General features: G+C 60.6%; 26 protein-coding genes. 13 read left to right on the top strand and 13 right to left on the bottom strand.

Translation table 11 applies throughout. The annotated features are described in order from the left end of the window. Positions 1-65: 65 nt before the first annotated feature. The gene (locus AC07VO_RS07895; protein WP_086944358.1) at positions 66-812 is read right to left on the bottom strand and encodes a LytR/AlgR family response regulator transcription factor; all 747 of its coding nucleotides are present in this window, start codon (positions 810-812) and stop codon (positions 66-68) included. Positions 813-1,274: 462 nt separating this feature from the next. On the opposite strand from AC07VO_RS07895, the gene argH reads away from it, so the two are divergent. Next, complete coding sequence (gene argH / locus AC07VO_RS07890; RefSeq protein WP_086944357.1) at positions 1,275-2,669, top strand: argininosuccinate lyase; 1,395 nt, start codon at positions 1,275-1,277, stop codon at positions 2,667-2,669. 107 nt (positions 2,670-2,776) lie between these two features. Here argH and AC07VO_RS07885 read toward each other — a convergent pair whose 3' ends face one another. Then, a complete protein-coding gene (locus tag AC07VO_RS07885; protein ID WP_018927539.1) occupies positions 2,777-3,436 on the bottom strand; it encodes a glutathione S-transferase family protein in 660 nt (219 codons plus the stop codon). Positions 3,437-3,561: 125 nt separating this feature from the next. Here AC07VO_RS07885 and AC07VO_RS07880 point away from each other — a divergent pair, with 125 nt between their 5' ends. The 3 genes from AC07VO_RS07880 (at position 3,562) to AC07VO_RS07870 (ending at position 7,322) form a co-directional block, all read left to right on the top strand. Further along, complete coding sequence (locus AC07VO_RS07880; protein ID WP_018927538.1) at positions 3,562-3,846, top strand: hypothetical protein; 285 nt, start codon at positions 3,562-3,564, stop codon at positions 3,844-3,846. A 176-nt stretch (positions 3,847-4,022) separates the two neighbouring features. Beyond that, a complete protein-coding gene (locus AC07VO_RS07875) occupies positions 4,023-4,268 on the top strand; it encodes a TIGR02647 family protein (RefSeq protein WP_007894898.1) in 246 nt (81 codons plus the stop codon). Between the two features lie 207 nt (positions 4,269-4,475). Further along, on the top strand, positions 4,476-7,322 hold the full coding sequence (locus tag AC07VO_RS07870) for a class I adenylate cyclase (protein ID WP_086944356.1): 2,847 nt from the start codon (positions 4,476-4,478) through the stop codon (positions 7,320-7,322). Positions 7,323-7,327: 5 nt separating this feature from the next. Here the strand turns inward: AC07VO_RS07870 and rnk are convergent, their stop codons facing one another. The 3 genes from rnk to cyaY form a co-directional block, all read right to left on the bottom strand. Beyond that, positions 7,328-7,738 (bottom strand): nucleoside diphosphate kinase regulator, encoded by a 411-nt coding sequence (gene rnk, locus AC07VO_RS07865; protein ID WP_007941285.1) that lies wholly within the window; start codon positions 7,736-7,738, stop codon positions 7,328-7,330. 259 nt (positions 7,739-7,997) lie between these two features. After that, the gene (locus tag AC07VO_RS07860; protein ID WP_081625749.1) at positions 7,998-8,216 is read right to left on the bottom strand and encodes a DUF1289 domain-containing protein; all 219 of its coding nucleotides are present in this window, start codon (positions 8,214-8,216) and stop codon (positions 7,998-8,000) included. Positions 8,217-8,220: 4 nt separating this feature from the next. Further along, positions 8,221-8,553: an iron donor protein CyaY gene (cyaY, locus tag AC07VO_RS07855; RefSeq protein ID WP_018927535.1), complete on the bottom strand. Its 333-nt coding sequence runs from the start codon at positions 8,551-8,553 to the stop codon at positions 8,221-8,223. Between the two features lie 238 nt (positions 8,554-8,791). Here cyaY and lptM point away from each other — a divergent pair, with 238 nt between their 5' ends. Genes lptM through AC07VO_RS07825 form a run of 6 tightly spaced genes read left to right on the top strand, consistent with a single transcriptional unit; the run spans position 8,792 to position 13,402 of the window. Continuing rightward, positions 8,792-8,965, top strand: coding sequence for an LPS translocon maturation chaperone LptM (gene lptM, locus AC07VO_RS07850; protein WP_007941283.1), 174 nt, complete (start codon positions 8,792-8,794; stop codon positions 8,963-8,965). Positions 8,966-8,974: 9 nt separating this feature from the next. Further along, positions 8,975-10,222: a diaminopimelate decarboxylase gene (gene lysA, locus AC07VO_RS07845; RefSeq protein ID WP_018927534.1), complete on the top strand. Its 1,248-nt coding sequence runs from the start codon at positions 8,975-8,977 to the stop codon at positions 10,220-10,222. 4 nt (positions 10,223-10,226) lie between these two features. Then, positions 10,227-11,057, top strand: coding sequence for a diaminopimelate epimerase (gene dapF, locus AC07VO_RS07840; RefSeq protein ID WP_018927533.1), 831 nt, complete (start codon positions 10,227-10,229; stop codon positions 11,055-11,057). Between the two features lie 13 nt (positions 11,058-11,070). Beyond that, positions 11,071-11,796 (top strand): DUF484 family protein, encoded by a 726-nt coding sequence (locus AC07VO_RS07835; protein ID WP_064621066.1) that lies wholly within the window; start codon positions 11,071-11,073, stop codon positions 11,794-11,796. A gap of 2 nt (positions 11,797-11,798) precedes the next feature. Next, positions 11,799-12,698 carry a tyrosine recombinase XerC gene (gene xerC / locus AC07VO_RS07830; protein ID WP_019580498.1) on the top strand — a complete coding sequence of 300 codons (900 nt, stop codon included), beginning with the start codon at positions 11,799-11,801 and terminating at the stop codon, positions 12,696-12,698. Beyond that, on the top strand, positions 12,695-13,402 hold the full coding sequence (locus AC07VO_RS07825; protein WP_019650117.1) for an HAD family hydrolase: 708 nt from the start codon (positions 12,695-12,697) through the stop codon (positions 13,400-13,402). Before xerC ends, AC07VO_RS07825 begins: the two co-directional genes overlap by 4 nt. 81 nt (positions 13,403-13,483) lie before the next feature. Here the strand turns inward: AC07VO_RS07825 and sutA are convergent, their stop codons facing one another. The 4 genes from sutA to glnK all read right to left on the bottom strand — a co-directional run bounded on the left by sutA (position 13,484) and on the right by glnK (position 16,259). Further along, positions 13,484-13,807: a dormancy-specific transcriptional regulator SutA gene (sutA, locus tag AC07VO_RS07820; RefSeq protein ID WP_018927530.1), complete on the bottom strand. Its 324-nt coding sequence runs from the start codon at positions 13,805-13,807 to the stop codon at positions 13,484-13,486. Positions 13,808-13,909: 102 nt separating this feature from the next. Then, positions 13,910-14,335 carry a secondary thiamine-phosphate synthase enzyme YjbQ gene (locus AC07VO_RS07815; RefSeq protein ID WP_018927529.1) on the bottom strand — a complete coding sequence of 142 codons (426 nt, stop codon included), beginning with the start codon at positions 14,333-14,335 and terminating at the stop codon, positions 13,910-13,912. Positions 14,336-14,547: 212 nt separating this feature from the next. Next, entirely contained in the window at positions 14,548-15,885 is a 1,338-nt protein-coding gene (locus tag AC07VO_RS07810) for an ammonium transporter (RefSeq protein WP_018927528.1), read from the bottom strand. Positions 15,886-15,920: 35 nt separating this feature from the next. After that, on the bottom strand, positions 15,921-16,259 hold the full coding sequence (glnK, locus tag AC07VO_RS07805) for a P-II family nitrogen regulator (RefSeq protein ID WP_002555808.1): 339 nt from the start codon (positions 16,257-16,259) through the stop codon (positions 15,921-15,923). A gap of 416 nt (positions 16,260-16,675) precedes the next feature. Here glnK and AC07VO_RS07800 point away from each other — a divergent pair, with 416 nt between their 5' ends. Beyond that, a complete protein-coding gene (locus AC07VO_RS07800) occupies positions 16,676-16,942 on the top strand; it encodes an accessory factor UbiK family protein (RefSeq protein WP_007894783.1) in 267 nt (88 codons plus the stop codon). Between the two features lie 149 nt (positions 16,943-17,091). Here AC07VO_RS07800 and AC07VO_RS07795 read toward each other — a convergent pair whose 3' ends face one another. After that, complete coding sequence (locus AC07VO_RS07795) at positions 17,092-17,355, bottom strand: HigA family addiction module antitoxin (protein WP_086944355.1); 264 nt, start codon at positions 17,353-17,355, stop codon at positions 17,092-17,094. 455 nt (positions 17,356-17,810) lie between these two features. Here AC07VO_RS07795 and AC07VO_RS07790 point away from each other — a divergent pair, with 455 nt between their 5' ends. Beyond that, positions 17,811-19,304, top strand: a complete 1,494-nt coding sequence (locus AC07VO_RS07790) for a YifB family Mg chelatase-like AAA ATPase (RefSeq protein ID WP_086944354.1) — start codon at positions 17,811-17,813, stop codon at positions 19,302-19,304. A 6-nt stretch (positions 19,305-19,310) separates the two neighbouring features. Here the strand turns inward: AC07VO_RS07790 and AC07VO_RS07785 are convergent, their stop codons facing one another. From AC07VO_RS07785 to AC07VO_RS07775, 3 genes are all read right to left on the bottom strand, one after another. After that, positions 19,311-20,525 (bottom strand): aldose 1-epimerase family protein, encoded by a 1,215-nt coding sequence (locus AC07VO_RS07785; RefSeq protein ID WP_018927517.1) that lies wholly within the window; start codon positions 20,523-20,525, stop codon positions 19,311-19,313. Between the two features lie 182 nt (positions 20,526-20,707). Next, a complete protein-coding gene (locus AC07VO_RS07780; RefSeq protein WP_086944353.1) occupies positions 20,708-22,684 on the bottom strand; it encodes a methyl-accepting chemotaxis protein in 1,977 nt (658 codons plus the stop codon). A 185-nt stretch (positions 22,685-22,869) separates the two neighbouring features. Further along, complete coding sequence (locus tag AC07VO_RS07775; protein ID WP_019580487.1) at positions 22,870-23,790, bottom strand: LysR substrate-binding domain-containing protein; 921 nt, start codon at positions 23,788-23,790, stop codon at positions 22,870-22,872. Positions 23,791-23,947: 157 nt separating this feature from the next. Between AC07VO_RS07775 and AC07VO_RS07770 the strand changes: the two genes are divergently transcribed. Then, positions 23,948-25,345: a NorM family multidrug efflux MATE transporter gene (locus AC07VO_RS07770; protein WP_018927512.1), complete on the top strand. Its 1,398-nt coding sequence runs from the start codon at positions 23,948-23,950 to the stop codon at positions 25,343-25,345. Positions 25,346-25,416: the final 71 nt, after the last annotated feature.

Below are 25,416 nucleotides of genomic sequence, written 5' to 3'. Positions count from 1 at the left end.
AACTGCATGGCCTCCCTGGCCCTCAAGGTCCGAAAACAGGGTAGAAATCCGCCCTGAATGGCGGATTAAAGCTGCTGCATCATTTTGCGCACGCCGGCCACATGGCGTCGGCTGACGATCAGGGCGTCGCCGTTCAGGCCTTTGAGAAACAGCTGGAAATGCCCCAGGGGGGTGCGTTGCAGCCGTTCAATGCGTTCGCGGGCGACCAGTGCGTTGCGGTGGATCCGCACGAAACGGTCGCCGAATTCGTCTTCGAGGGCCTTGAGTGGCTCATCCAGCAGCACTTCGCCACCTTCATGGCGCAAGGTCACGTACTTGTGGTCGGCAATAAAGTAGACCACCTGGCCCAACGGGATCAGTTCAATACCTTTACGGGTGCGGGCGCTGATATGGCTGCGTGGGCCGCTGCCGGTTTCGGCGGCGGGACGAGTCAAGGCGGCGAGCTGGATGCGATTGGGGCGTTCGGCTTTTTTCAATGCTTCATGTAACTGTTCTGTGCGCACTGGCTTCACCAGATAGCCCACGGCGCTGGCCTGTAGGGCTTCCACGGCAAATTCATCGGGCCCTGTGCAAAACACCACGGCGGGCGGGGTTTCGCGTTCGCACAATCGTGCCGCCACTTGCAGGCCATCGAGGCCCGGCATGCGAATATCGAGCAGTACGATATCCGGCTTGTGGCTGTCGATCAGTGCCAACGCCTCTTCGCCATTCGTGGCGCTGGGCTCCAGGACGTTGTATCCCTCGAGTTCGCCGACCATTCGGCTCAGGCGCTCGCGGGCCAGGGGTTCGTCATCAACGATCAGGACATTCATATTGCGCTGGATTCCTGCGTGAGTCTCGCACAAAGATAGCGTAGACAGGTGAAGTGACGTCCGTCACCGCGATCCACGCTAAGACTAGCGCGAGGGCCAAAAAGTGCCGCAAGACCGGCGGCTAAATTTTCATCTGCCGGGTGACTGACGGCCCAGGCCCGCGTTGGCGAGGCATCGCCATAAGGTTTGCTGATACACAATATGAACACCCCTCTTCTCTCTATAGTCAGCTGCAGCATCGAGAAGTGCGCTGATCCTACTGTCCAACTGTAGACGGTTGCCGCGACGATATTGCTCAAATGAGAAATATCGTTGCGCAATTTGCGCATCGCTGGCTTCGAGTATGGATCGCCCCATGAGAAAAAAACGTATCGACCAGTGTCAGCGACAGGATTAACAACCCTGTTATTATCCGCGTCAGCGTTCCACGCCATCTTTCTTCAAGCCGATACGAGCGAATTCATGAGCACTGACAAGACCAATCAGTCCTGGGGCGGCCGCTTCAGTGAACCCGTCGACGCCTTCGTTGCCCGCTTCACCGCCTCCGTCACCTTCGACCAGCGCCTGTATCGCCACGACATCATGGGCTCGATCGCCCACGCCACGATGCTGGCCAAGGTCGGCGTGCTGACCGATGCCGAGCGCGACAGCATCATCGATGGCCTGAAGACCATCCAGGGTGAAATCGAGGCCGGCCAGTTCGACTGGCGCATCGACCTCGAAGACGTGCACATGAACATCGAGGCGCGCCTGACCGACCGCATCGGCGTGACCGGTAAAAAGCTGCACACCGGCCGTAGCCGCAACGACCAGGTCGCCACCGACATTCGTCTGTGGCTGCGTGACGAGATCGACCTGATCCTGGCCGAGATCACCCGCCTGCAAAAAGGCTTGCTGGAGCAGGCCGAGCGCGAAGCCGGCAGCATCATGCCAGGCTTCACCCACCTGCAAACCGCGCAGCCGGTGACTTTCGGGCACCACATGCTGGCCTGGTTCGAAATGCTCAGCCGCGACTACGAGCGCCTGGTGGACTGCCGCAAGCGTACCAACCGCATGCCGCTGGGCAGTGCTGCGCTGGCTGGCACCACTTACCCGATCGACCGCGAGTACACCGCGAAGTTGCTGGGCTTCGACGCTGTTGGCGGCAACTCCCTGGACAACGTGTCCGATCGCGACTTCGCCATCGAGTTCTGCTCGGCCGCGAGCATCGCGATGATGCACTTGTCGCGGTTCTCCGAAGAGCTCGTGCTGTGGACCAGTGCACAGTTCCAGTTCATCGATCTGCCGGACCGTTTCTGCACCGGTAGCTCGATCATGCCGCAAAAGAAAAACCCGGACGTGCCGGAGCTGGTTCGCGGCAAGACTGGCCGGGTATTTGGCGCGCTGATGGGCCTGCTGACCCTGATGAAAGGCCAGCCCCTGGCCTACAACAAGGACAACCAGGAAGACAAGGAACCGCTGTTCGACGCCGCCGATACCCTGCGCGACTCGCTGCGAGCCTTCGCCGACATGATCCCGGCGATCAAGCCCAAGCACGCGATGATGCGCGAAGCGGCCCTGCGCGGTTTCTCGACCGCCACCGACCTGGCCGACTACCTGGTACGTCGCGGCTTGCCGTTCCGTGATTGCCACGAGATCGTTGGCCACGCGGTGAAGTACGGCGTAGACAGCGGCAAGGACCTGGCGGAAATGAGCCTGGAAGAACTGCGCAAGTTCAGCGACCAGATCGAGCAGGACGTGTTTGCCGTGCTGACCCTGGAAGGTTCGGTGAATGCCCGTGACCATATCGGCGGAACCGCGCCGGCACAGGTCAAGGCTGCCGTGGCTCGCGGTCAGGCATTGCTCGCCAGCCGTTAAAAGCTTCGCGGGCAAGTCGGATCGCCGCACCGCTCGCGCCTACAGGGGACCGTACCCCTCAGGCGCGAGACTTGCCCGCAAAGGCATTCTCAAGATCGTTACACAATCTATTTCTTCGACGCGATCATCTCCAGAAACGCGGGCATTGCTGCGCCCTTGTCTGCCGCAATTCGCTGCACGTTCGGATTCTGCCCCAGACGCTCCAGCAGCGCCCTGGCCGCCGGCATCTCAGCCAGCAGATCAATATCGAACAGCTTCTGCGCCACGGCACAAGCCATCGGCACGCTGTACAGGAAATACAAATCCGCAATGCTGAGACGGTCGCCCGCCACGTAAGGGGCGAACTTGCCGTGCCGGCCCAGTGAGGCGAACCCCAGCAGCAACTCGGCCTTGGTCTTGTCCTTGATCGCTTCCGGCACTGACATGCCGAAAAACGCTTCGGGGTAGCAGGCGCGCGCCGGCAGTTCGATGTACAACTCGATTTCCTTGGCCAAAGCCAGCGCCTGCGCTCGCTCGAAGGGCTCGCTCGGCAGCAGCGGTGTGCCTTTCTGGCTCTGCTCGAGATACTCGAGAATTATGCTGGTTTCGTTGACGAAACCTTGCTCGACGCCCAGTACCGGAACCTTGCCGCGCGGGCTGATGGCCAGCGCCTCGGGGCTGGTGCCTGGGTAAAACGGTACTTCCTCAAACGGCAGTCCCTTCTCCAGCAACGCCAGCTTGACCATGTTGTAGTAGTTGCTGACGCAAAATCCATAAAGCTTGAGCATTACATAGCCTCCAGGCCGTGCAGGGGGTTGGCAGCGCCAGTTATAGAACGCCCAGGCACTTCTTGCCAGCAGCATCACAATGCTGAATGCAGGTAAACTGGCCGCCTTTCCTTGAGGAGCCTGCCATGAGCGAGCCAAACGACATCGACAACGACGAAGAAGAATTCGCCGAAACGACGCTGATCGAAGCAATCGAAAACCAGATCGAAAGCGACAACCCGCCAGCGGCCAAGGCAACCTTCAACAAGCTGACCCTGGTGGGTTACGAGCGTGAAGAAATCCTCAACCTGATGGCCCATGTGCTGGCCTACGAGATCGACGCCATGCTCGATGAGGACCGTGCATTCGACACCGAATGGTATGAAACGGCGCTGCGCGCACTGCCAGAGTTGCCGCCGGAAAAGCAATAACCCCGCCCCCCTGTAGGAGCGCGCTCGCTCCTACAGAAACCACCCCCGCTGTCCGTACCACCTTCCGAGGAATGCCTCTGGGGGAGAAAAACCCTGTTGCCAGCACTGGACATGCCTCACCGACGGGTTCACCTTAGGGACGCTATCGTCTAATTCCTAGAAAGTCTGGAGTCCTTATGTCGCTTACCCCTGAGTTGGTTGCCGAACTGGAAATCCTCGCACTCTTCAACCTGGACAGTTCCCAGGAAGGTTTGAAAATTCATCAGACCGCTGCCCCGAAAGCCATTGCCGCCGCACAAAGACTGTTCGACAAAGAATTGATCACCCAGCCCGATGGCGGTTATCTGACCAGCCTGGGGCGTGACGCCGCACAAAACGTGCAAACCGTTCTCACCATTCTGTCCGTGCGGGAAACAGCCTGAGCATCACTGCGTAGCCCACGGAAAGCTCTGTCACGGGATTTCCGCGGGCACACTTGATGACTGGCCCTGTTACCTGCCGTCGCCAAACGATAGAAATCTGACGCCAGGAAAACAAAATCAGCTTAAAAGTCCCGGGGCCGAGGCGCTAAACTGCCCCTCACCCTGAGCCCTCCTGCGTCCGAGCCCCGCGAGCCGGATTGAGCTGACATGACCCGCACCCATGAAATCCGCCCCGATCTGGACGAGGGAATCGATCGCAAGGTTCTCAGCCAGCTGCGCGCCCGTTTCCTGAAGCTCAACGAGGGTCGCATGGCCCGTGCGATGGAAGGGTTGTCGACCCGCCAGCAAACGGTGCTGACCCTGCTGCCGCTGTTTTTCCACGTCAATCATCCGCTATTGCCGGGTTACGTTTCGGGTAGCACCCCGGCCGGCCTGTCGAATTACGAACCCGATACCAACACCCTCGCCGAAGCCCAACGCCTGACCCGCTCGTTTTCCTACAAACCACGCCACGGCAGCAATCCGCCGCGCCCCATTCACGGCCTGTTCCTGATGGGCAGCCTCGGCACTCTGGCCCAGGCCGATCAGAGCGACATGGACGTGTGGGTCTGTCATGGGCCGGACCTGAGCGAAAGCGAGCTCGCTGAACTGCGCAAGAAATGCCAGTTGCTGGAAGTCTGGGCCGCCAGCCAGGGCGCCGAGGCGCACTTTTTCCTGATCGACCCGGCCCGCTTCGTGCTCGGCGAGCGCGATACGCAGTTGAGCTCGGAAGACTGTGGCACCACCCAGCACTATCTGCTGCTGGACGAGTTCTATCGAACCGCGATCTGGCTGGCCGGACGCACCCCCATCTGGTGGCTGGTGCCGGTTTACGAAGAGGCCGCGTACAACCGTTACACCCACACGCTGCTTTCCAAACGCTTCATCCGTGCCGACGAAACCCTGGACCTGGGGCATCTGGCGTACATCCCTCCCGGGGAGTTCATCGGTGCCGGGCTCTGGCAGCTGTTCAAAGGCATCGAATCGCCCTACAAATCAGTGCTCAAACTGCTGCTGACCGAGGTCTACGCCAGTGAACACCCGAAAGTCCACTGCCTGAGCCTGCGTTTCAAACAGGCGGTGTTTGCCAATCGACTGGACCTCGATGAACTGGACCCGTACATGGTGGTTTACCGGCGCATCGAGGAATACCTCACGGCTCGGGGCGAACCGGAGCGGCTCGAACTGGTACGTCGTGCGCTGTACCTGAAGGTCAATCGCAAGCTCACCGGCAGCAGCGGTCGCACCCAGAGCTGGCAGCGTTCGCTGCTCGAACGTCTGGCCCACGAATGGCATTGGGATCAGCGTCAGTTGGCGTTGCTCGACAGCCGCAGCCAGTGGAAAGTCCGCCAGGTCAGCGCCGAGCGCCGTGCCTTGGTCGGCGAACTGAATTACAGCTACCGCTTCCTGACACAGTTTGCCCGTAACGAGCAGACCGTCAGCCTGATCAACAAGCGCGACCTCAATGTGCTGGGCCGGCGGTTGTACGCGGCCTTCGAGCGCAAGGCCGACAAGGTCGAATGCATCAACCCGGGCATCGCCCCCGATCTGGCCGAAGACACCCTGACGCTGGTGCAAGCCCCGAACAAGAGAGAGCCGGGGCAAACCCAATGGGGTTTGTACAACGGCAGCCTGACCGCTCACGAGTGGGAGCATTTTGCGCCGATCAAGCGCAGCCGCCAGTTACTCGAGCTGCTCACCTGGTGCCACCGTAACGGCGTGATCGACAGCAGCACCCGCCTGGCCCTGCACCCCGGCACCAGCGACTTGAGCGAATTCGAACTGTTCAACCTGCTCGGCAGCCTGCAACAAAGCATCGCCCTGCCTCTGACTACCGTCGCCGAAGAGCCTTTGCTGCGCGCCAGCGTGCCGAGCGAAATACTGATTCTGGTGAACGTCGGCGTTGATCCGCTCAAGCACCATCGCGACATGAACATCTTGATGACCACCGAGCGCACCGACTCCCTGAGCTACGCCGGCGTGCGGGAAAATCTGGTGCTGACCCTGGATCAGGTCACGCTAAACAGCTGGAACGAGGTGCTGGTCAGCCGCTTTGACGGCCCCCACGCCCTGCTCGACTGCCTGCGCGATTACCTCAACAACCTGCCGGACGGGCCACAGCAGCCCAAGCTGCGGGTCCGTTGCTTCTGCCACAACCGCGCGCAATTCATTGCCCGACGGGTCGAAGAAGTTCTCGACACCGCGCAAAACCTGCTGCTGAGCAAACTCAATCATCGTTACCTGATTCAGGTCCAGCAGCATTACCACGTGCTGGAGCTGGTGCCCGGCCAGGTCAATCACGTTGCGCTCGCCACGCTGCCGGCACTGTTTGACTACCTCGGCGAAGAGCTGGCGAGCTACAGCCCGCTGCATCTGGACCCGATGGCACTGGAAGACCACGACCTGGCGCTGATCCTGCCCATGGGGCAACCCGACTGCGTTCAGGTGTTCTACCGGATCAACGAACACCAGGCCGATCTGTACGTACTGGATGAGTTCAATGCCTTGTGGCAACAACGCTTGCCCTATCACGACGAACAAAGCCTGCTGGTGCCGCTGCAACGTTTCCTGCAATCGATCCAGTACCGGCGCGACGCCTTGCTACCGATGGACGCCGCCCAGCCGCTGAGCCTGGAGACTTTGTATTACCAGTTATTGCCTTCAGGCTCCGCACGGGCGCGTCGGGTCGAAGCCCGACCGGCGCCGCAAACCCCGGTCAACAAACCGTTCTATGACGTGCAGGCGATCGTCGGCAAAGCCGCACCAGGACAGGTGCAAGTAACGCTGTATTGCAATCAGCGGGAATTTTCAGAGCTGGAACATGGCGACCAACTGTTCAGCGTGGTCGCCCGGGAAATCGTCGAGCAGCGCCGCGAGACCGAACGCTATCGCTGCTACATCACCGACCTGGACCTGTCGGGCCTGCTCGGTGATGGTCAGAGTTCAAGCAATCTGTATTTGCGCTACAAGGCCGACCTGGAGCGCGCATTGAACGAGGCGCTCGAGCAGGTCTGAGGGGTTCATTCCGGGAACGCGCCGCCATTGGCAGGCTGCGATTCAACTTCCAGCAGGGTCAGTTTGAGGGTCTTGCCACCCGGTGCCGGCCAGTCGATGTGCTGGCCAACCTTCAGGCCGAGCAACGCACTGCCCACCGGCGCCAGAATGGAAATCCTGCCTTCGTCGGCGTTGGCATCCTTGGGGTAGACCAGGGTCAGGTGGTAGTCCTTGCCACTGCTTTCTTCGCGGCAATGCACTTTAGAATTCATGGTCACGACATCGGCCGGCACCTCTTCGTGACCGACCAGGGTATCGGCGCGATCCAGTTCGGTTTGCAGCGCGATAACGCCCGGCAGCGAGTCATCCAGGCTGTCGATCAGGCGCTCCAGACGTTGCACGTCCAGACGGGTAAGGGTGATGGAAGGTGCGGTCATGATCAGGGCAGACTCCTTTCTTCTGCACGAAAAAAGCAAAACCCCGCCAGAAAAAGGCGGGGTTTTCACGAGCCTCGATGGGTTGAGGCGTATCTGGACACTATCACAGCTCAATAAATAAACAAGCCGGGGGCGACCACGGCCCAGCGCTGACCATTGTGGCGAGGGAGATTGCTCCCGCTGGGGCGCGGAGCGGCCCTAAAAACCTTGCGGCTGCTTCGCACCCGAGCGGGAGCAAGCTCCCTCGCCACAAAAGCCCTTAAGCCAAGATCTTGCGTTGTACAGCCTGCGCACAAATCACCCGCCGCCGCTCATCATCGGCCGAGCGCCATTCGCGGATATCTTCGACATGCCGAAAACACCCCAGGCAAACCTTCTGCTCATCCAGCCGGCACACACCGCTGCACGGCGAAGGCACTGCCGGGCTGACGTTGCTATAGAGCGGTTTGGGCGGGCGAACGGGCGCAGGCTGGGTCACGATCTCACAGACCTTCGAAATCGAGTTCGACGTCGGCTTGCTGCTTGACGATGCGCTCGAGCATCTCACCCAGTTGCTCGTCGCTCTTGTCACACATCCAGCGCTTGCTCTCTTCGTCATAGTCGAAGTGGAAACCGCCGGACACCGCCGCCAACCACAATTGCCGCAACGGCTCCTGGCGACTGAAGATCAACTGGCTGCCGTTTTCAAACTTGACGGTGAGCACACCGGCCGAGCTCTCCAGATCGATATCCAGGTCACTCTCATCGAAAATATCCTCCAGCGTCTGCTGGGTGGCATCGACCAGGTCGTGAAAACGGGCTTCAGTCAAACTCATTACGGGAACCTCAAAAAGTGTCTACTCACGCTCAAGCGCCGCAAGATACGGGCGAGCCCCGATGATTGCAAAGAATAACCACCAAGGACGAGGTGCGGTACGAAATATCCCTGCGCAACGCAAGACAAGTTACTGCGCCACAGTCAAAGGCCCGCCGGACGGGAGCCGCGTCACATAGGCAAGCTGCCGGGTGGCCGGTATACTCCGGCGCAATTAACGCATTTTCAAGGATTTCGCCATGAAGCGCCTGATCTCTTCCCTTGCTGCGCTCGTCGCGGTTGCCTGCCTGGTATCGGCCTGTGGTCAAAAAGGCCCGCTGTACCTGCCCGATGACAGCCAGGATCCTGCAGAGCAGGCCAAGTCGTCGCAACAGTCTCCGTCGAAAGCACACAAACACGACGTCTACCAATAAGGGAACGCCATGGACGCTTTTAACTACCGTGACGGTGAGCTGTTCGCGGAAGGTGTTGCCCTGTCCGCCATCGCCGAACGCTTTGGTACACCGACCTACGTCTACTCCCGTGCCCACATCGAAGCCCAGTACCTGGCTTACGCCGATGCGCTGGCCGGCACGTCTCACCTGGTCTGCTTTGCGGTCAAGGCCAACTCCAACCTGGGTGTACTGAATGTCCTGGCCCGTTTGGGCGCCGGTTTCGACATCGTTTCCCGTGGCGAGCTGGAGCGTGTACTGGCCGCTGGCGGCAGCCCCGAAAAGATCGTGTTCTCCGGTGTCGGCAAGACCCGTGACGACATGCGTCGCGCCCTGGAAGTCGGCGTGCACTGCTTCAACGTCGAATCCACCGACGAGCTCGAGCGTCTGCAAGTAGTCGCCGCCGAGCTGGGCGTTCGCGCGCCGATCTCGCTGCGCGTCAACCCGGACGTCGATGCCGGCACGCACCCGTACATTTCCACCGGTCTCAAAGAAAACAAGTTCGGCATCGCCATCGCCGACGCCGAAGACGTGTACGTCCGCGCCGCGCAACTGCCTAACCTGGAAGTGGTCGGCGTCGATTGCCACATCGGCTCGCAACTGACCACCCTGCCGCCCTTCATCGATGCCCTCGACCGCCTGCTGGGCCTGGTCGACCGCCTCGGCGATTGCGGCATCTACCTGCGCCACATCGATCTGGGTGGCGGTCTGGGCGTGCGTTATCGCGATGAAGAGCCGCCATTGGCCGCCGACTACATCAAGGCCGTGCGCGAACGTCTCGACGGTCGTGACCTGGCGCTGGTGTTCGAGCCAGGCCGCTTCATCGTTGCCAACGCCGGCGTGCTGCTGACCCAGGTCGAGTACCTCAAGCACACCGAACACAAAGACTTCGCCATCGTCGATGCGGCCATGAACGACCTGATCCGCCCGGCGCTGTACCAGGCCTGGATGGACGTTACCGCCGTGCGCCCTCGCGATACCGCCGCGCGTGCTTACGACATCGTCGGCCCGATCTGCGAAACCGGCGACTTCCTGGCCAAGGATCGTCAACTGGCGCTGGAAGAAGGCGACCTGCTGGCCGTGCATTCGGCCGGTGCCTACGGGTTTGTCATGAGTTCCAACTACAACACTCGCGGCCGCGCCGCTGAAGTGTTGGTGGACGGTGATCAGGCAATTGAAGTGCGTCGCCGCGAGACGGTAGCCGAGTTGTTTGCTGGCGAAAGCCTGCTGCCGGAGTAACCCCATGCTGCTGCGTTTTACCAAGATGCACGGCCTGGGCAATGACTTCATGGTTCTCGACCTGGTCAGCCAGCACGCGCACATTCTGCCCAAGCATGCCAAGCAATGGGGCGATCGGCACACCGGCATCGGGTTCGACCAGTTGCTGATCGTCGAGGCGCCCAGCAACCCGGACGTGGATTTCCGCTATCGGATCTTCAACGCCGACGGCTCCGAAGTGGAACAGTGCGGTAACGGCGCTCGATGCTTCGCCCGCTTCGTGCTCGACAAGCGCCTGACCGCCAAGCGGCAGATTCGCGTCGAGACCAAAAGCGGCATCATCGAACTGGACATCCGCAACGATGGCCAGATCAGCGTCAACATGGGCGCCCCGCGCCTGGTGCCGGCCGAGATTCCGTTCGAAGCCCCAAGCCAGGCCCTGAGCTATCAGGTCGACGTCGACGGCACCATGGTCGAACTGGCTGCGGTGTCCATGGGCAACCCCCATGCCGTGTTGCGGGTCAACGACATCAACAAAGCACCGGTGCATGAACTGGGGCCGAAAATCGAACATCACCCGCGCTTTCCGGCACGGGTCAATGTCGGTTTTCTCCAGGTCATCGACCGGAACCGCGCGCAGTTGCGCGTCTGGGAACGCGGGGCCGGGGAAACCCAGGCCTGCGGAACCGGCGCTTGTGCTGCCGCGGTGGCCGCGATCAGCCAGGGGTGGATGGATTCGCCGCTATTGATCGACCTGCCCGGCGGGCGCCTGTCCATTGAATGGGCAGGCCCTGGCCAACCGGTCATGATGACCGGCCCGGCAGTACGCGTATACGAAGGACAAGTGCGTCTTTGAGTGAGCGAAATCCATGACCGACAAGCCCCAGGTTCCCGCCCTACAGCCCGACGAATCCCCTTCCGAAAGCCTTGAGGCGGCGGCGATTGCCGCGTACCTGGAGGCTCATCCGGATTTCTTCATCGAGCATGAAGAACTGCTCCCGGCCCTGCGCATTCCGCACCAGCGCGGCGACACCATTTCGCTGGTCGAACGCCAGATGACAATTCTGCGCGATCGCAACATCGAGTTGCGTCATCGTCTCTCGCACTTGATGGACGTGGCCCGCGACAACGATCGCCTGTTCGACAAGACCCGCCGTCTGATTCTCACGTTGATGGACGCGACCAGCCTGGATGACGTGGTGATCGGCGTCGAAGACAGCCTGCGCCAGGACTTTCAGGTGCCCTTCGTCAGCCTGATCCTGCTGGGCGACAACCCGATGCCGGTAGGCCGCTGGGTCACCCACGCCGACGCACAAACGGCCATCGGCGGCCTGCTCTCGGAAGACAAGAGCGTCTGCGGCAGCCTGCGTGAGCATGAACTGGACTTCCTGTTCGGCGAAGAACAGCGCAAGCAGATCGGCTCCACCGCCGTCGTCGCCATCAGCCACCAGGGCATCCACGGTGTTCTGGCCATCGCCAGCCGCGATCCGCAGCACTACAAGAGTTCGGTGGGCACATTGTTCCTCAGCTACATCGCCGAAGTCATGGGTCGCGTACTGCCACGGGTCAACAACTCCCTGCGCTCGGTACGCTGATCGTGGAACGGCAACTGGACGCTTACTGCGAACACCTGCGCAGTGAGCGGCAAGTGTCGCCGCATACGCTGTACGCCTACCGCCGCGACCTCGACAAAGTGCTTGGCTGGTGCGTCAAACAGAACATCGGCAGCTGGGCCGCACTGGATATCCAGCGGCTGCGCAGCCTGATCGCCCGCTTGCATGCACAAGGCCAATCGTCCCGTAGCCTGGCACGGCTACTGTCGGCGGTGCGCGGGCTCTATCATTATCTGAACCGCGAAGGCCTATGCGACCACGATCCGGCCAACGGCCTGGCACCGCCCAAAGGCGAGCGTCGTCTGCCGAAAACCCTCGATACCGACCGTGCGCTGCAACTGCTGGAAGGCGCGGTGGAGGATGATTTTCTGGCCCGTCGGGATCAGGCGATTCTGGAGTTGTTCTATTCCTCCGGCTTGCGCCTTTCCGAGCTGACCGGGCTCAACCTCGATCAGCTGGACCTGGCTGACGGCATGGTCCAGGTCCTCGGTAAAGGCAGCAAGACCCGGCTGTTGCCAGTGGGCCAAAAGGCTCGTGAAGCACTGGAACTGTGGCTGCCGTTGCGGGCCATGACCAACCCGGCGGACGACGCAGTGTTTGTCAGCCAGCAAGGTCGGCGCCTCGGTCCTCGGGCGATTCAGGTGCGGGTCAAGGCCGCCGGCGAGCGCGAGCTGGGGCAGAACCTGCACCCGCACATGTTGCGACACTCTTTCGCCAGCCATTTGCTGGAGTCCTCTCAGGACTTGCGCGCCGTGCAAGAGCTACTCGGCCACTCAGACATCAAGACCACCCAAATCTACACCCATCTGGACTTCCAGCACCTGGCGACGGTCTACGACAGCGCCCATCCACGGGCCAAACGCATTAAAGGCGATGATTCATGACCATCCAACTGATCACCTTCGACCTCGACGACACCCTGTGGGACACCGCCCCGGTAATCGCCAGCGCCGAAGCCATATTGCGTGAATGGCTGACCGAGCATGCGCCGAACCTGGGCGCGGTGCCGGTGGAGCATTTGTGGTCGATTCGCGAGCGGGTGTTGAGCAACGAGCCGAACCTCAAGCACCGAATCAGTGCGCTGCGTCGGCGGGTACTTTTTCATGCTCTGGAAGAGGCTGGTTACGACCATGGTCAAGCCTCAGACCTGGCTGATCAAAGTTTTGAAGTGTTTCTGCATGCCCGGCATCAATTGGAAGTTTTCCCCGAAGTCGAGCCGACGCTGGAGACACTCGCCAAGCACTACGCCCTCGGTGTAGTGACCAACGGCAACGCCGATGTGCGCCGACTGGGCCTGGCGGATTACTTCAGGTTTGCCCTGTGCGCCGAAGACATCGGCATCGCCAAACCGGATGCGCGACTGTTTCATGAAGCGTTGCAACGGGGCGGCGCGACCGCCGAAACCGCGGTGCATATCGGCGATCATCCTGGCGATGACATTGCCGGAGCACAGCAGGCGGGGTTGCGAGCGATCTGGTTTAACCCGGCGGGCAAAGTGTGGGAAGCCGAGAAGGCGCCGGATGCCGAGATTCGCAGTTTGACCGAGTTGCCTGCACTGCTCGCCCGCTGGAACTCAGTCGATATTTGAGGTGCTGCGATCTTTTGATTTTCACCCATGAAAAAGCCCGCAGCGACGGCGGGCTTTTTTCAGCAAGCAGGAAGCAGGCGCTTAGATAGGCCGGCTGCCGTACTTGTTATCAGGCTTCTTGGGAGGATCGGCGACCACATTGGCCTCCACTTCCTGCACCTTGCCGCCCCGTGCCAGAAACTCTTCCATGGCCTTGGCCAGGGCATCGCGTTCCTTGTTCTTGGCTTCAACGCTCGGCAGCTCATCGACCGATACCGCTGCCTTGGCTTTGCCTTTGGCAGTCGGAACGGGCACATCACCGCCGTCGTCTTCAGCGACGTCTTCAGCCGCCGCTTCCAGGCCTTCTTCGGTTTCGTCGTCGTCGCCTACTTCGAGGTCGTCGTTTTCCAGATCATCGTCGCTCATGTTCTACCTCATGACTTGCGAAAAGCAGATTAGTTATAGCCCAGCTTTGCCTTCTGTCGAAGGCCGCCGGAAAAAATTCAACCACCGCTGGTGACCAGCGGTTTATTCCCCTTCACCGTGCACGGTGGCGAGGACTTTACGGGCACCGCCATGATCACGGTGCTCGCCCAGATAAACGCCTTGCCAGGTTCCCAACGCCAGTCGGCCTGCCGAGATCGGCAAACTGAGCTGACAGCCAAGTACGCTGGCCTTGAAGTGCGCCGGGAGGTCGTCCTGGCCTTCGTCGTTATGCTCATAGTCGTCCGTTCCTTGTGGGATCAGACGATTGAAAAATCGTTCGAAGTCGCGACGTACCGCCGGATCGGCGTTCTCGTTGATGGTCAACGACGCCGAGGTATGCTGTAGCCACAAATGCAACAGACCGACCCGACACGCCTTGAGTTCAGGCAAGCCGGCGAGTAACTCGTCCGTTACCAGATGAAAGCCCCGGGGCCGTGCCCGCAGGGTAATCAGAGTCTGTTGCCACATACAGTTCTCCGCACGTTCGGGGCGCATTCTAGCGCGCTCTGGGAAAAAACAAAGGCCCTAATATTCCTTCAATCGTGTAAGCCATTGGCCGCAGAAAAACACCCGTTGTAAACGCCCCTGAACGTGTATGAAAAAACCTTTCAGCCTTTCCTTCACTGACAAAATCAAGACAAAAAAATACCCGGCAAGCCGGGCATTTTTTATAGGCGTGCTTACAAGTTGTAGCCGCGTTCGTTGTGCAGCGCCAGATCGATGCCGACTGCTTCTTCTTCCTCGGTGATGCGCAGACCCATGACAGCGTCCAGCACCTTGAGGATGATGAAGGTGACGATCGCGGTGTAGATCACCGTGAAGCCCACGCCTTTGCACTGAATCCAGACTTGAGCCGCGATGTCGGTGACGGTGCCGAAACCACCCAGGGACGGTGCAGCGAACACACCCGTCAGGATCGCGCCGAGGATACCGCCGATACCGTGCACGCCAAAAGCGTCGAGGGAGTCGTCGTAACCCATTTTGCGTTTCAGAGTCGTGGCGCAGAAGAAGCACACCACGCCCGCTGCCAGACCGATGATCATCGAGCCCATCGGGCCAACGGTACCCGCCGCCGGAGTGATCGCAACCAGACCGGCCACCACGCCCGAAGCGATACCCAGTGCGCTCGGTTTACCGTGGGTCAGCCACTCGGCAAACATCCAGCCCAAGGCTGCGGCGGCGGTAGCGATCTGAGTCACCAGCATGGCCATACCGGCAGTGCCGTTGGCTGCGGCAGCGGAACCGGCGTTGAAACCGAACCAGCCAACCCAGAGCATCGCGGCACCCATCAGGGTATAGCCGAGGTTGTGCGGAGCCATCGGGGTGGTTGGGAAGCCTTTACGCTTGCCCAGTACCAGACAGGCGATCAGCCCGGCCACACCGGCGTTGATGTGCACCACGGTGCCGCCTGCGAAGTCGAGCACGCCCCAGTCGCCCAAAAGCGAACCCGGACCGCTCCAGACCATGTGCGCAATCGGCGCGTAAACCAGGGTGAACCAGATCCCCATGAACACCAGCATTGCGGAGAACTTCATCCGCTCGGCGAAAGCACCGACGATCAGCGCGGGGGTGATGATGGCGAAGGTCATCTGATAGGTGACAAACACCGCCTCGGGAAACAGCGCCGCGGGGCCGGTAATACTGGCAGGCGTGATGCCGGCGAGGAATGCCTTGGCGAAGCTGCCGACAAACGAATTGAGGTTGACGACGTTAGCTTCCATACCCGTTGTGTCAAACGCCATGCTGTAGCCGTAAAGGAACCACAGGATGGTGACCAGGCCGGTAATGGCGAAGCATTGCATCATCAACGAAAGAACGTTTTTGGAACGAACCATGCCGCCGTAGAACAGCGCGAGGCCGGGGATGGTCATGAACAGCACAAGGGCTGTCGAGGTCATCATCCAGGCGGTATCGCCGGAATTGAGGACTGGAGGCGCCACCGGATCTGCCGCCATGGCCAGGCCAGGCATTACGATGGACAACAGGGCTCCTAGCCCTGCGAATTTACGCAGAGTCATTTTGTTTTCTCCTGGGGCGTTGGGTTTGTGGCGGCTTAGATTGCGTCGGTATCGGTTTCGCCGGTACGGATGCGAATCGCCTGTTCCAGATTGACCACGAAGATCTTGCCGTCACCGATCTTGCCGGTGTTGGCGGCCTTGGTTATCGCCTCGATAACCCGGTCCAGATCCTTGTCGTCAATGGCGACATCGATCTTCACCTTAGGCAGAAAATCGACCACGTACTCCGCGCCGCGATACAGCTCGGTGTGACCCTTCTGCCGACCGAAGCCTTTGACCTCAGTAACGGTAATGCCCTGCACGCCGATCTCGGACAGCGACTCGCGCACGTCGTCCAGTTTGAACGGCTTGATGATGGCAGTGACTAGCTTCATGAAAACTCTCTCCCGAATTGGTGGACTTGCCCCAGGAAAACAAACCCGACTCAAGTCTAAGCGCAGTGCCTGGCTTTGTAACGCATCGTCGGCTTTACCTGCCCGTCCGACGCCAGCTAACCACTCCGCACGAAACTTCCCCCGTTCCGCTTGGCGCACTGCATTCGTCACAGCGACTGCATCAGTGCATGGGTCACCAGCGACTAAGCAGAAAGCTTGCCATCTATCCAAAAGCCATTGATTTCAAGCCCTTGGCCGCTAACGCAGGCCTCTCCAGCCGATTGACGCCACGGTTACGCACAACAACAGTGCGTGGCTCTCCACTCGCATGCGCGAAAAGCGTGCATCCCAGCCTTCGAGATTGACTATAGACACTGCGTGGTACACTGCCCGCCATTGTTGACAGGACATTTCCCATGCTCGCGCCCAAAGACTTCCTCGACGCCCTGAGCGGCACCGCCTCCCGCCTCTTCAGCGGCGACACCCCACTGCCGAAAAGCGAAATCGAAAGCCAGTTCAAGGCTTTGTTGCAGAGCGGCTTCAGCAAGCTGGACTTGGTGAGCCGTGAAGAATTCGACAGCCAGATGGTTGTGCTGGCGCGGACCCGCGCCCGGTTGGAGAGCTTGGAGGCGAAAGTGGCGGAGCTGGAAGCGAAGCTCAATCCACCTGCTGACGCCGAGTAACCTGATCGTTCCCGTGCTCTGCGTGGGAACGCCGCCAGGGACGCTCCAGATGTGACGCAGAGCGTCACGGGATGGTTCCCACGCAGAGCGTGGGAACCATCGTTCAAGCGTGCTTCGCGGACGCTGCAGTCTTTTTAAGTACCCGAAGCTCAACCACGCTCGATTTCGGCCCTGCGCTGATCGTAGGTCGATTGCAGTTTTAACCAGAATCCGGGCGTGGTTTTCAGGTAGCGCGATAGCTTCTTTGTGAGCTCAGGACTAATACCTCTCTCCTGCATGAAAAGGGCACTCACTTCATCCGTGCCTTCATTCAACACGCTAGCCAGACCAGTCGCCGTAATGCCCAGAGGCTCTAGAAACTCCTTTTCAAGGATTTCGCCAGGATGAATCGGCCGCATTCCAGAATTGCTCATCTCCCCTCCTTAGGGCTTGATCAGCTGTGATCATAAGCATCCCCCCCGATCCGACAAGAGCGTCCGAACTCTTTCACCGAAGTCCTTCATCTATCCAGGCCCGGTCCTACAAAGAAATCTAGCTCCTCGGTTGATTACGCCCAAATACCAGCCGCGACGTAACCTTTGTAGCAGCTGCCGAAGGCTGCGTTCGACTGCGCAGCAGTCGTAAATCCAAGTTGTACGGTCTGCCTGATCCACCGCGTGATCTGATTTTACGACTGCTGCGCAGCCGTGCGCCGGCTCCGCCAGCTGCTACGGATCGTGTTATGGCTTAACTGGCTGGAATCAACTCACCGGCCCCAGCAACATCCTGCGAAAGTTTGGCGGCTCTTCTGCCACGTTAAAGCGCCCCTCTCCTACTACGCTTTAAAAAACCCGCAGGAAGCGGTTCCCCGTCAGCTCAAGGAACGACCATGTCCCTATCCATCGTCCACAGCCGCGCCCAAGTCGGCGTGGATGCGCCCGCCGTCACCGTCGAAGTGCATCTGGCTAACGGCTTGCCGTCGCTGACCATGGTCGGGCTGCCCGAGGCGGCGGTGAAGGAAAGCAAGGATCGGGTGCGTAGCGCGATCATCAATTCGGGGCTGCAATTTCCAGCGCGGCGCATCACCTTGAATCTCGCTCCCGCCGATTTGCCGAAGGATGGCGGGCGTTTCGATCTGGCGATTGCCTTGGGGATTCTGTCGGCCAGTGTGCAAGTGCCGACGTTGACGCTGGATGACGTGGAGTGCCTGGGAGAGCTGGCGCTGTCGGGCGCGGTGCGTGCGGTTCGCGGGGTGTTGCCGGCGGCGCTGGCGGCGCGCAAGGCCGGGCGCACGCTGGTAGTCCCGCGAGCGAACGCTGAAGAAGCCTGCCTGGCGTCGGGGTTGAAGGTGATTGCGGTGGATCATCTGCTTCAAGCGGTCGCGCATTTCAATGGTCACACGCCCATCGAACCCTACGCTTCCAACGGTTTGCTCTACGCCAGCAAACCCTATCCCGACTTGAATGAAGTTCAGGGACAACTTGCGGCCAAGCGAGCCTTGCTGATTGCAGCGGCGGGGGCTCATAACCTGCTGTTCAGCGGTCCGCCGGGGACGGGGAAAACGTTGTTGGCGAGTCGTCTGCCGGGGTTGTTACCGCCATTGGCCGAGAGCGAAGCACTGGAAGTCGCGGCGATTCAATCGGTCGCCAGTTGTGTGCCGTTGAGTCATTGGCCACAGCGTCCCTTCCGACAGCCACACCACTCCGCCTCAGGCCCGGCACTGGTGGGTGGCGGCTCGAAACCGCAACCCGGCGAAATCACCCTCGCCCACCATGGCGTGTTGTTCCTCGATGAGCTTCCAGAGTTTGATCGCAAGGTATTGGAGGTGTTGAGAGAGCCATTGGAATCCGGCCACATCGTGATTTCCCGCGCCAAGGACCGCGTTCGCTTTCCGGCGCGCTTTCAATTGGTGGCTGCGATGAATCCCTGCCCCTGTGGATATCTTGGCGAGCCAAGTGGTCGTTGTTCCTGCACGCCGGACATGGTGCAGCGCTATCGCAACAAACTGTCGGGGCCGCTGCTGGACCGCATCGATCTGCACCTGACGGTTGCTCGTGAGGCCACGGCGTTGAATCCTGCGTTGAATCCCGGCGACGATACAGCCACCGCCGCCGAGTTGGTTGCTGATGCAAGAGAGCGGCAACACAAACGCCAGAGTTGCGCCAATGCCTTCCTCGACCTGCCAGGCCTACGCCGGCACTGTAAGTTATCCACAGCCGATGAAAACTGGCTGGAATCCGCCTGCGAGCGTTTAACGCTGTCGTTGCGAGCGGCCCATCGACTGCTCAAGGTCGCGCGCACGCTGGCGGACCTTGAGCAGGCTGACGGGATCAGACGCGAACACCTGGCCGAAGCGCTGCAATATCGGCCAACAACGCTCTAGTCCGTATCACCCCTTGGTCAGATCAACCAACGGCGTCTGCCGCACTTCAGTCTCGCGCCCGCCCTGAATCTCGCTCACCCGTTTCAACGCCTTATCCACAGCCGCCTTATCCGCCAACAAGCTGTAGCTGATACGGAACTGCTTCTGTTCCTTCGGCGCAATTGTCGGCACCAGGTTCAGTGGCCGCTGATACCGGCGGTTATAGGAAAAGCTCGTTCCCGGCTCCAGCCCCGTAACATAGCCCTGGCCCTGGGTATCGGTATTTTTCCACAGGGAGAACACCGGCAGTGTTTGAGTGTTGAAGCCGACCGAGACACCCAGGCTGCCGGCCTTGTTATGCAGCACGGTCAACGTATCGCCCTTGGCATCGGCATACGGCACCACGTTGTAAACCGTTTCGTCGTAGTCCTTGGTCGGTGCGCGGTAGGTTTGCCAGTCCGGCAAATCGCCCTTGGCTTTGTCGTTGAACGGCGACACCTGCTTCACCGGCGCGGCGAAGCGGGCGCCCTGTTCCAGGAACGGGGTGCTGAAGTTGCTGTGATACAGCGCTTGGTATTCCTTCGGATAATCACCGTTGTTGGTCAGAGTGTCGTTGAGGGCGAACACAACGCTGCCGGGGTCGGTGACCAGTTCGGTTGCGACGGAGAAGTCGACCTTCTTGAATGCCTGCTCTTTCAGTTCACCGCGCAGGCTGATGGCGTATGGCGGTTTTTCATCAATGTGCAGGGTGACTTTGTTGGCCGGGATGTTGGCGGCGCGACCGTGCAGGGTCAGCAGCTCGCCATTGTCCATGCCGGGATGGCCGACCCATTCGTAGCCGCAGCGGGTGACCAGTTCATTGAAACCTTCCAGCCAGCCCAGGCCACCGCGACCGTTGAGTTCGATGAAGGACGGGTTGACCACTTCCTTGACCGGCGAATCCCAGCCCATGCGCACATTGCCGACCGAAGCTTGCAGCACGTTCATGCCGCGAGTCGGCACCACCGAGAGTTTCATCGCGCCATTATCGATGTCGACAATGCTGACGCCCTCCTGCCGACCGCCATGCAAGGTGCGCAGGGTCACGGAGAAGGGTTTGTCGGTTTTCACGCCGAGTTGCTGGCTGGTGATCTGCCAGTTCTGGGCGGCTTTGTCGGTATCGAGCAGGACGTAATCCCAGGCCATGGCGTGGGAAGCAGCGGACAGTGCGCTGAGGGCAACGAAGAGTTTGAGCGGGGTCATGGCAGCAGCCTTTCTTGGAGTTGTGCCATTTTTATAAACTTGAAGAAACGTTTCAGCAAGCATAAAAATCGAGATCACGACGGCAAATGCCAAATGATCGTCGATACGGGGCTTGTGGATAACGCGCAGAATCGAGTTGATGCCATCGCGAGCCTGCTCGCGATGGCTGTTTCGGAGGTGCCTTAGCGGAACCGGTCAACCTCATGCCGCAAGTCCGCCGCGAGCTTCTCCAGCTCTTTGGCAGTCACCGCCAGGTTCGACACCACTTCCCGCTGCTCACTGTTCGCCAAGGCAATGCTTTGCAGGTTGCTGCTGAGCAAGGTCGCGGTGCTGCTTTGCTCCTGGGTCGCGGTGGTGATGGCGGCGAATTGCTGACCGGCCGAGCGACTTTGCTCATCGATTCGCGCCAGGGCTGAGGCGACGTTGGCGTTGCGCGACAAGCCTTCCTGCATCAGCACGTTACCCTGCTCCATGGTGCTGATCGCGTTGCCGGTTTCCTGCTGGATACTTTGGATCATCCCGGAAATTTCGTCAGTGGCCTGGCGAGTGCGTGAAGCCAGGTTGCGCACCTCATCGGCCACCACCGCAAACCCACGACCTTGTTCACCGGCACGGGCGGCTTCGATGGCAGCGTTGAGCGCCAGCAAATTGGTTTGCTCGGCGATCGCGGTGATCACCCCGACGATGCCGCCGATTTCCTGGGAGCGCTGACCCAAGGTGTTGATTACCGTCGCGGTGCTGTTCAGCGCACCGGCGATTTGCTCCAGGGATGAGGACGCTTCGTCCATCGACGTACGACCGATCTGGGTTTGCTGTGCGTTTTCCTGCGCCAGGCGCTGGGTGTTGCCCATGTTGTCGGCGATGTTCAGCGAGGTGGCGCTGAATTCTTCCACGGCGCCGGCCATGCTGGTGATTTCGCCGGACTGCTGCTCCATCCCTTCATAGGCACCGCCAGACAGACCGGACAACGCCTGGGCGCGGCTGTTGACCTCTTCCGAGGCTCTACGAATGTGCTCGACCATGGTCGACAAGGCCTGGCTCATCTGGTTGAAAGCGCGGGCCAACTGACCGATTTCGTCGTTGCTCGACACGTTCAGGCGCACGCTCAAATCACCGGCACCCAAGGCTTCGGCCTGACGCACCAGATCCCCCAGCGGCGCCAGTTTGCTGCGCAACAACCAGACCGCCGAACCCACCGCCAGCAACATCGCCAACAGGCTGCCGATGGCCAGGCGAATGCCGACGCTCCAGGTCACCGCGCGGATTTCCGCTTTCGGCATGCTCGCCACCACCGACCATGGGCCGCCTTCGAACGGCACGGCAATGCTGTAGAAGTCTTGCGACTTGTCGCTCCAGAAATCGCCCTTGCCCGGTGTCTTGGCCAGACCGACGATGGCCGGGACGGCCACGTCCAATGCTTGCACACCGGCGATCGGCACCAGCCATTTGTTCTGCTCATCGAGCAACGCCAGGGAGCCGGTCTGGCCGATGCGGAAGCGCTTGAGGTTTTCGAACTGGGCGTTCTGGGCGTCGGTGTAATCGAATCCCACGAACAGCACGGCAATCACCTTACCGCCGCTGTCGCGTACGGGGGTGTACTGAGTCATGTAGGACCGTTCGAAGAGCAAGGCGCGACCGACGTAGCTCTGCCCGGCCATCAAGCGCGCATAAGCCGGGTGAGCGTGATCCAGCAATGTGCCGATGGCCCGGGTGCCGTCCTGTTTGCTCAGGGACGTGCTGACCCGGATGAAGTCTTCGCCACTGCGCACGAACAGCGTCGCAACGCCGGCAGTCATTTGCTTGAACTCATCCACTTCCTTGAAGTTGTTGTTCAACACTTCGCCACCCAGGTGCAGGCCCGGGGTCTGCACGCCCGCCACGGTCACCGGCTCATCCGGATGCACGCTCAAACCGGCGCTGAAGCGCTTCTCGAACAGGCCGCTGAGGCGCTGGGTACTCTCACGCAACGTGCCGTGGAACGTGCTCAGCTGATCGGCCAGCAGCCGCGCCTCGCTGGCCAGGTGCTCTTCGCGGGTGGCGAGGTTGGCGGCGTCCAGCGAGCGCAGGGCAAACACGGTGCTGCCGCTGATGACAATCGCCAGTATCACGGCAAGCGCAAGACCCAGCTGTGAGGCAATCCGAGCACGAGGTTGAGACATGACAGCTCCTGACCCAGTGGGCCGGATCATCCTGATCCCGTCGCACTCGGCTAAATTTCTGATAGAGGGGAAAACGTGGAGCCTGGTACGAAGGTTCCATCAGCAGATTTTCGGCGGCAAAGCCGAATACTTGAGTGATTAACGGGGATATGGCTCAAGGCCGCCATCGCAGCGGCTCCATCGATTCAACCCAGGCGTTCGACATCCGGTAATTCCATGGCCCGGACTTCGCCTTGCAGGAAATCGCTGAGCCGGCGCAAACGTTCACCTCCCGGGCGGGTTTTCGGCCAGACCAGGTAATAATTCTCACCACTGGCGACGGCCGTCGGCCACGGCAAACTCAGACGTCCCTGCGCGACATCCTCCGCCACCATCAGCAAATCACCCATGGACACGCCGTAGCCACGGGCGGCAGCGATCATGCCCAGCTCCAAGGTGTCGAACACCTGCCCGCCCTTGAGCGAGACCTGATCGCTCAGGCCCATGCGCTCCAGCCAGTTGCGCCAGTCACGGCGGTCCGGCGTCGGGTGCAGCAGTTCGGTGCTGGCCAGGCGCGCAACGTCCCACGGTTGATCCTTCAGCAGATTCGGCGCGCCCACCGGAATCAACTCTTCGGGGAACAGCAAAGTCGTCTCCCAGTCCGGTGGAAAATGCCCGTTGCTGAGGATGACGGCGCAGTCAAAGGGTTCATGGTTGAAGTCCACCGTATCGACGTCCATCCAGGCGCTGGTCAATTGCACCTCGTTCCCCGGTCGCAGGTGGCGAAAGCGACTGAGCCGCGCCAACAGCCAGCGCATGGTCAGGGTCGACGGGGCTTTCATGCGCAGGATGTCGTCTTCGGCGCGCAAGGTGTTGCAGGCCCGCTCAAGGGCGGTGAAGCCTTCGCGAATGCCCGGCAGGATCAGCCGCGCCGATTCGGTCAGTTGCAGGTTGCGCCCGCTGCGATGAAACAGCCGACAGGCGAAATGCTCTTCGAGCGTACGAATGTGCCGGCTGACCGCACTTTGCGTGATCGACAACTCTTCGGCGGCGCGGGTAAACGAACTATGCCGCGCCGCCGCTTCGAATGCTCGAAGGGCATACAAGGGAGGGAGACGACGAGACATTGGGAAACCTCCTATAGCGCGATTGCCTCAACTTATCAGAAAGTCCCGAGCATGAGTTTTAATCATGCTACCCATCCTTTTTATCCCTTTGTGGAAACCCCGCAGAGCGCCGAGAATCGACGCTTCCTGTTCTCTCTGACAATCGAGCGTGATGATCATGCAGCATCCAGCGCGTATTGAACTCTGGGCCATCCTGCGGCTGGCGGGGCCGTTGATTGCCTCGCAGTTGGCGCACATGTTGATGGTCCTCACCGACACCTTGATGATGGCGCGCCTGAGTCCCGAGGCGCTGGCCGGCGGCGGTCTGGGCGCGGCGACGTATTCGTTCGTGTCGATCTTCTGCATCGGCGTGATCGCGGCGGTCGGCACCCTGGTGGCAATTCGTCAGGGCGCGGGCGACATCATCGGCGCAGCGCGGCTGACCCAGGCCGGTTTGTGGCTGGCCTGGTTGATGGCGCTGGTGGCGGGTCTGCTGCTGTGGAACCTCAAACCGGTGTTGCTGCTGTTCGGCCAGACCGCAACCAACGTCCAGGCCGCCGGCCAGTTTCTGTTGATCCTGCCGTTCGCCCTGCCCGGCTACCTGAGTTTCATGGCACTGCGCGGCTTCACCAGCGCCATCGGCCGGGCGACGCCGGTGATGGTCATCAGCCTCGGCGGCACCGTGGCCAACTTCCTGCTCAACTATGCGTTGATCACCGGCATGTTCGGCCTGCCGAAAATGGGCCTGATGGGCATCGGTCTGGTCACAGCGATCGTGGCCAACCTGATGGCGCTGGCGCTCGCGCTGCACATTCGTCGGCACCCGGCCTATGACGCTTATCCGTTGCGCCAGGGGCTGTCGCGGCCCAATCGTCAGTACTTGAAGGAATTGTGGCGCCTGGGCCTGCCGATTGGCGGCACCTATGCGGTGGAAGTCGGCCTGTTTGCCTTCGCCGCGCTGTGCATGGGCACCATGGGCAGCACGCAACTGGCGGCGCACCAGATCGCCCTGCAAATCGTCTCGGTGGCGTTCATGGTGCCGGCGGGGCTTTCCTACGCGATCACCATGCGCATCGGCCAGCATTACGGCGCCGGGCAATTGCTGGATGCGCGGCTGGCCGGACGGGTCGGGATCGCCTTCGGGGCGGTGTCGATGCTGGGGTTCGCGATGGTCTTCTGGCTACTGCCGAATCAGCTGATCGGCTTGTTCCTCGACCACAACGACCCGGCGTTTCGCCCGGTCATCGAACTGGCCGTGAGCTTGTTGGCGGTGGCGGCGTGGTTCGAGCTGTTCGACGGCACGCAAACCATTGCCATGGGCTGCATTCGCGGACTCAAGGATGCCAAGACCACGTTCCTGGTAGGTTTGGGCTGCTATTGGCTGATTGGTGCGCCGGCCGCCTGGTGGATGGCCTTCCATCTGAACTGGGGGCCGACGGGCGTCTGGTGGGGGTTGGCGCTGGGGCTGGCGTGTGCGGCGGTGAGCCTGACGCTGGCGTTTGAGTGGAAGATGACGCGGATGATTCGGCGCGAGCCATCGTCGCAGCCGAGCTTCCAAATCACCCAGCCTGATTAAACCCTGTAGGAGCGAGGCTTGCCCGCGAAGGCGGAGTGTCAGTTAACAACAATATCGACTGACACTCCGCC

The sequence above is a fragment of the Pseudomonas sp. GW821-FHT03E01 genome (genome assembly GCF_059420765.1).
The sequence above is the reverse complement of the archived record's forward strand: the minus strand, read 5'-3'. Positions and strand labels throughout refer to the sequence as shown.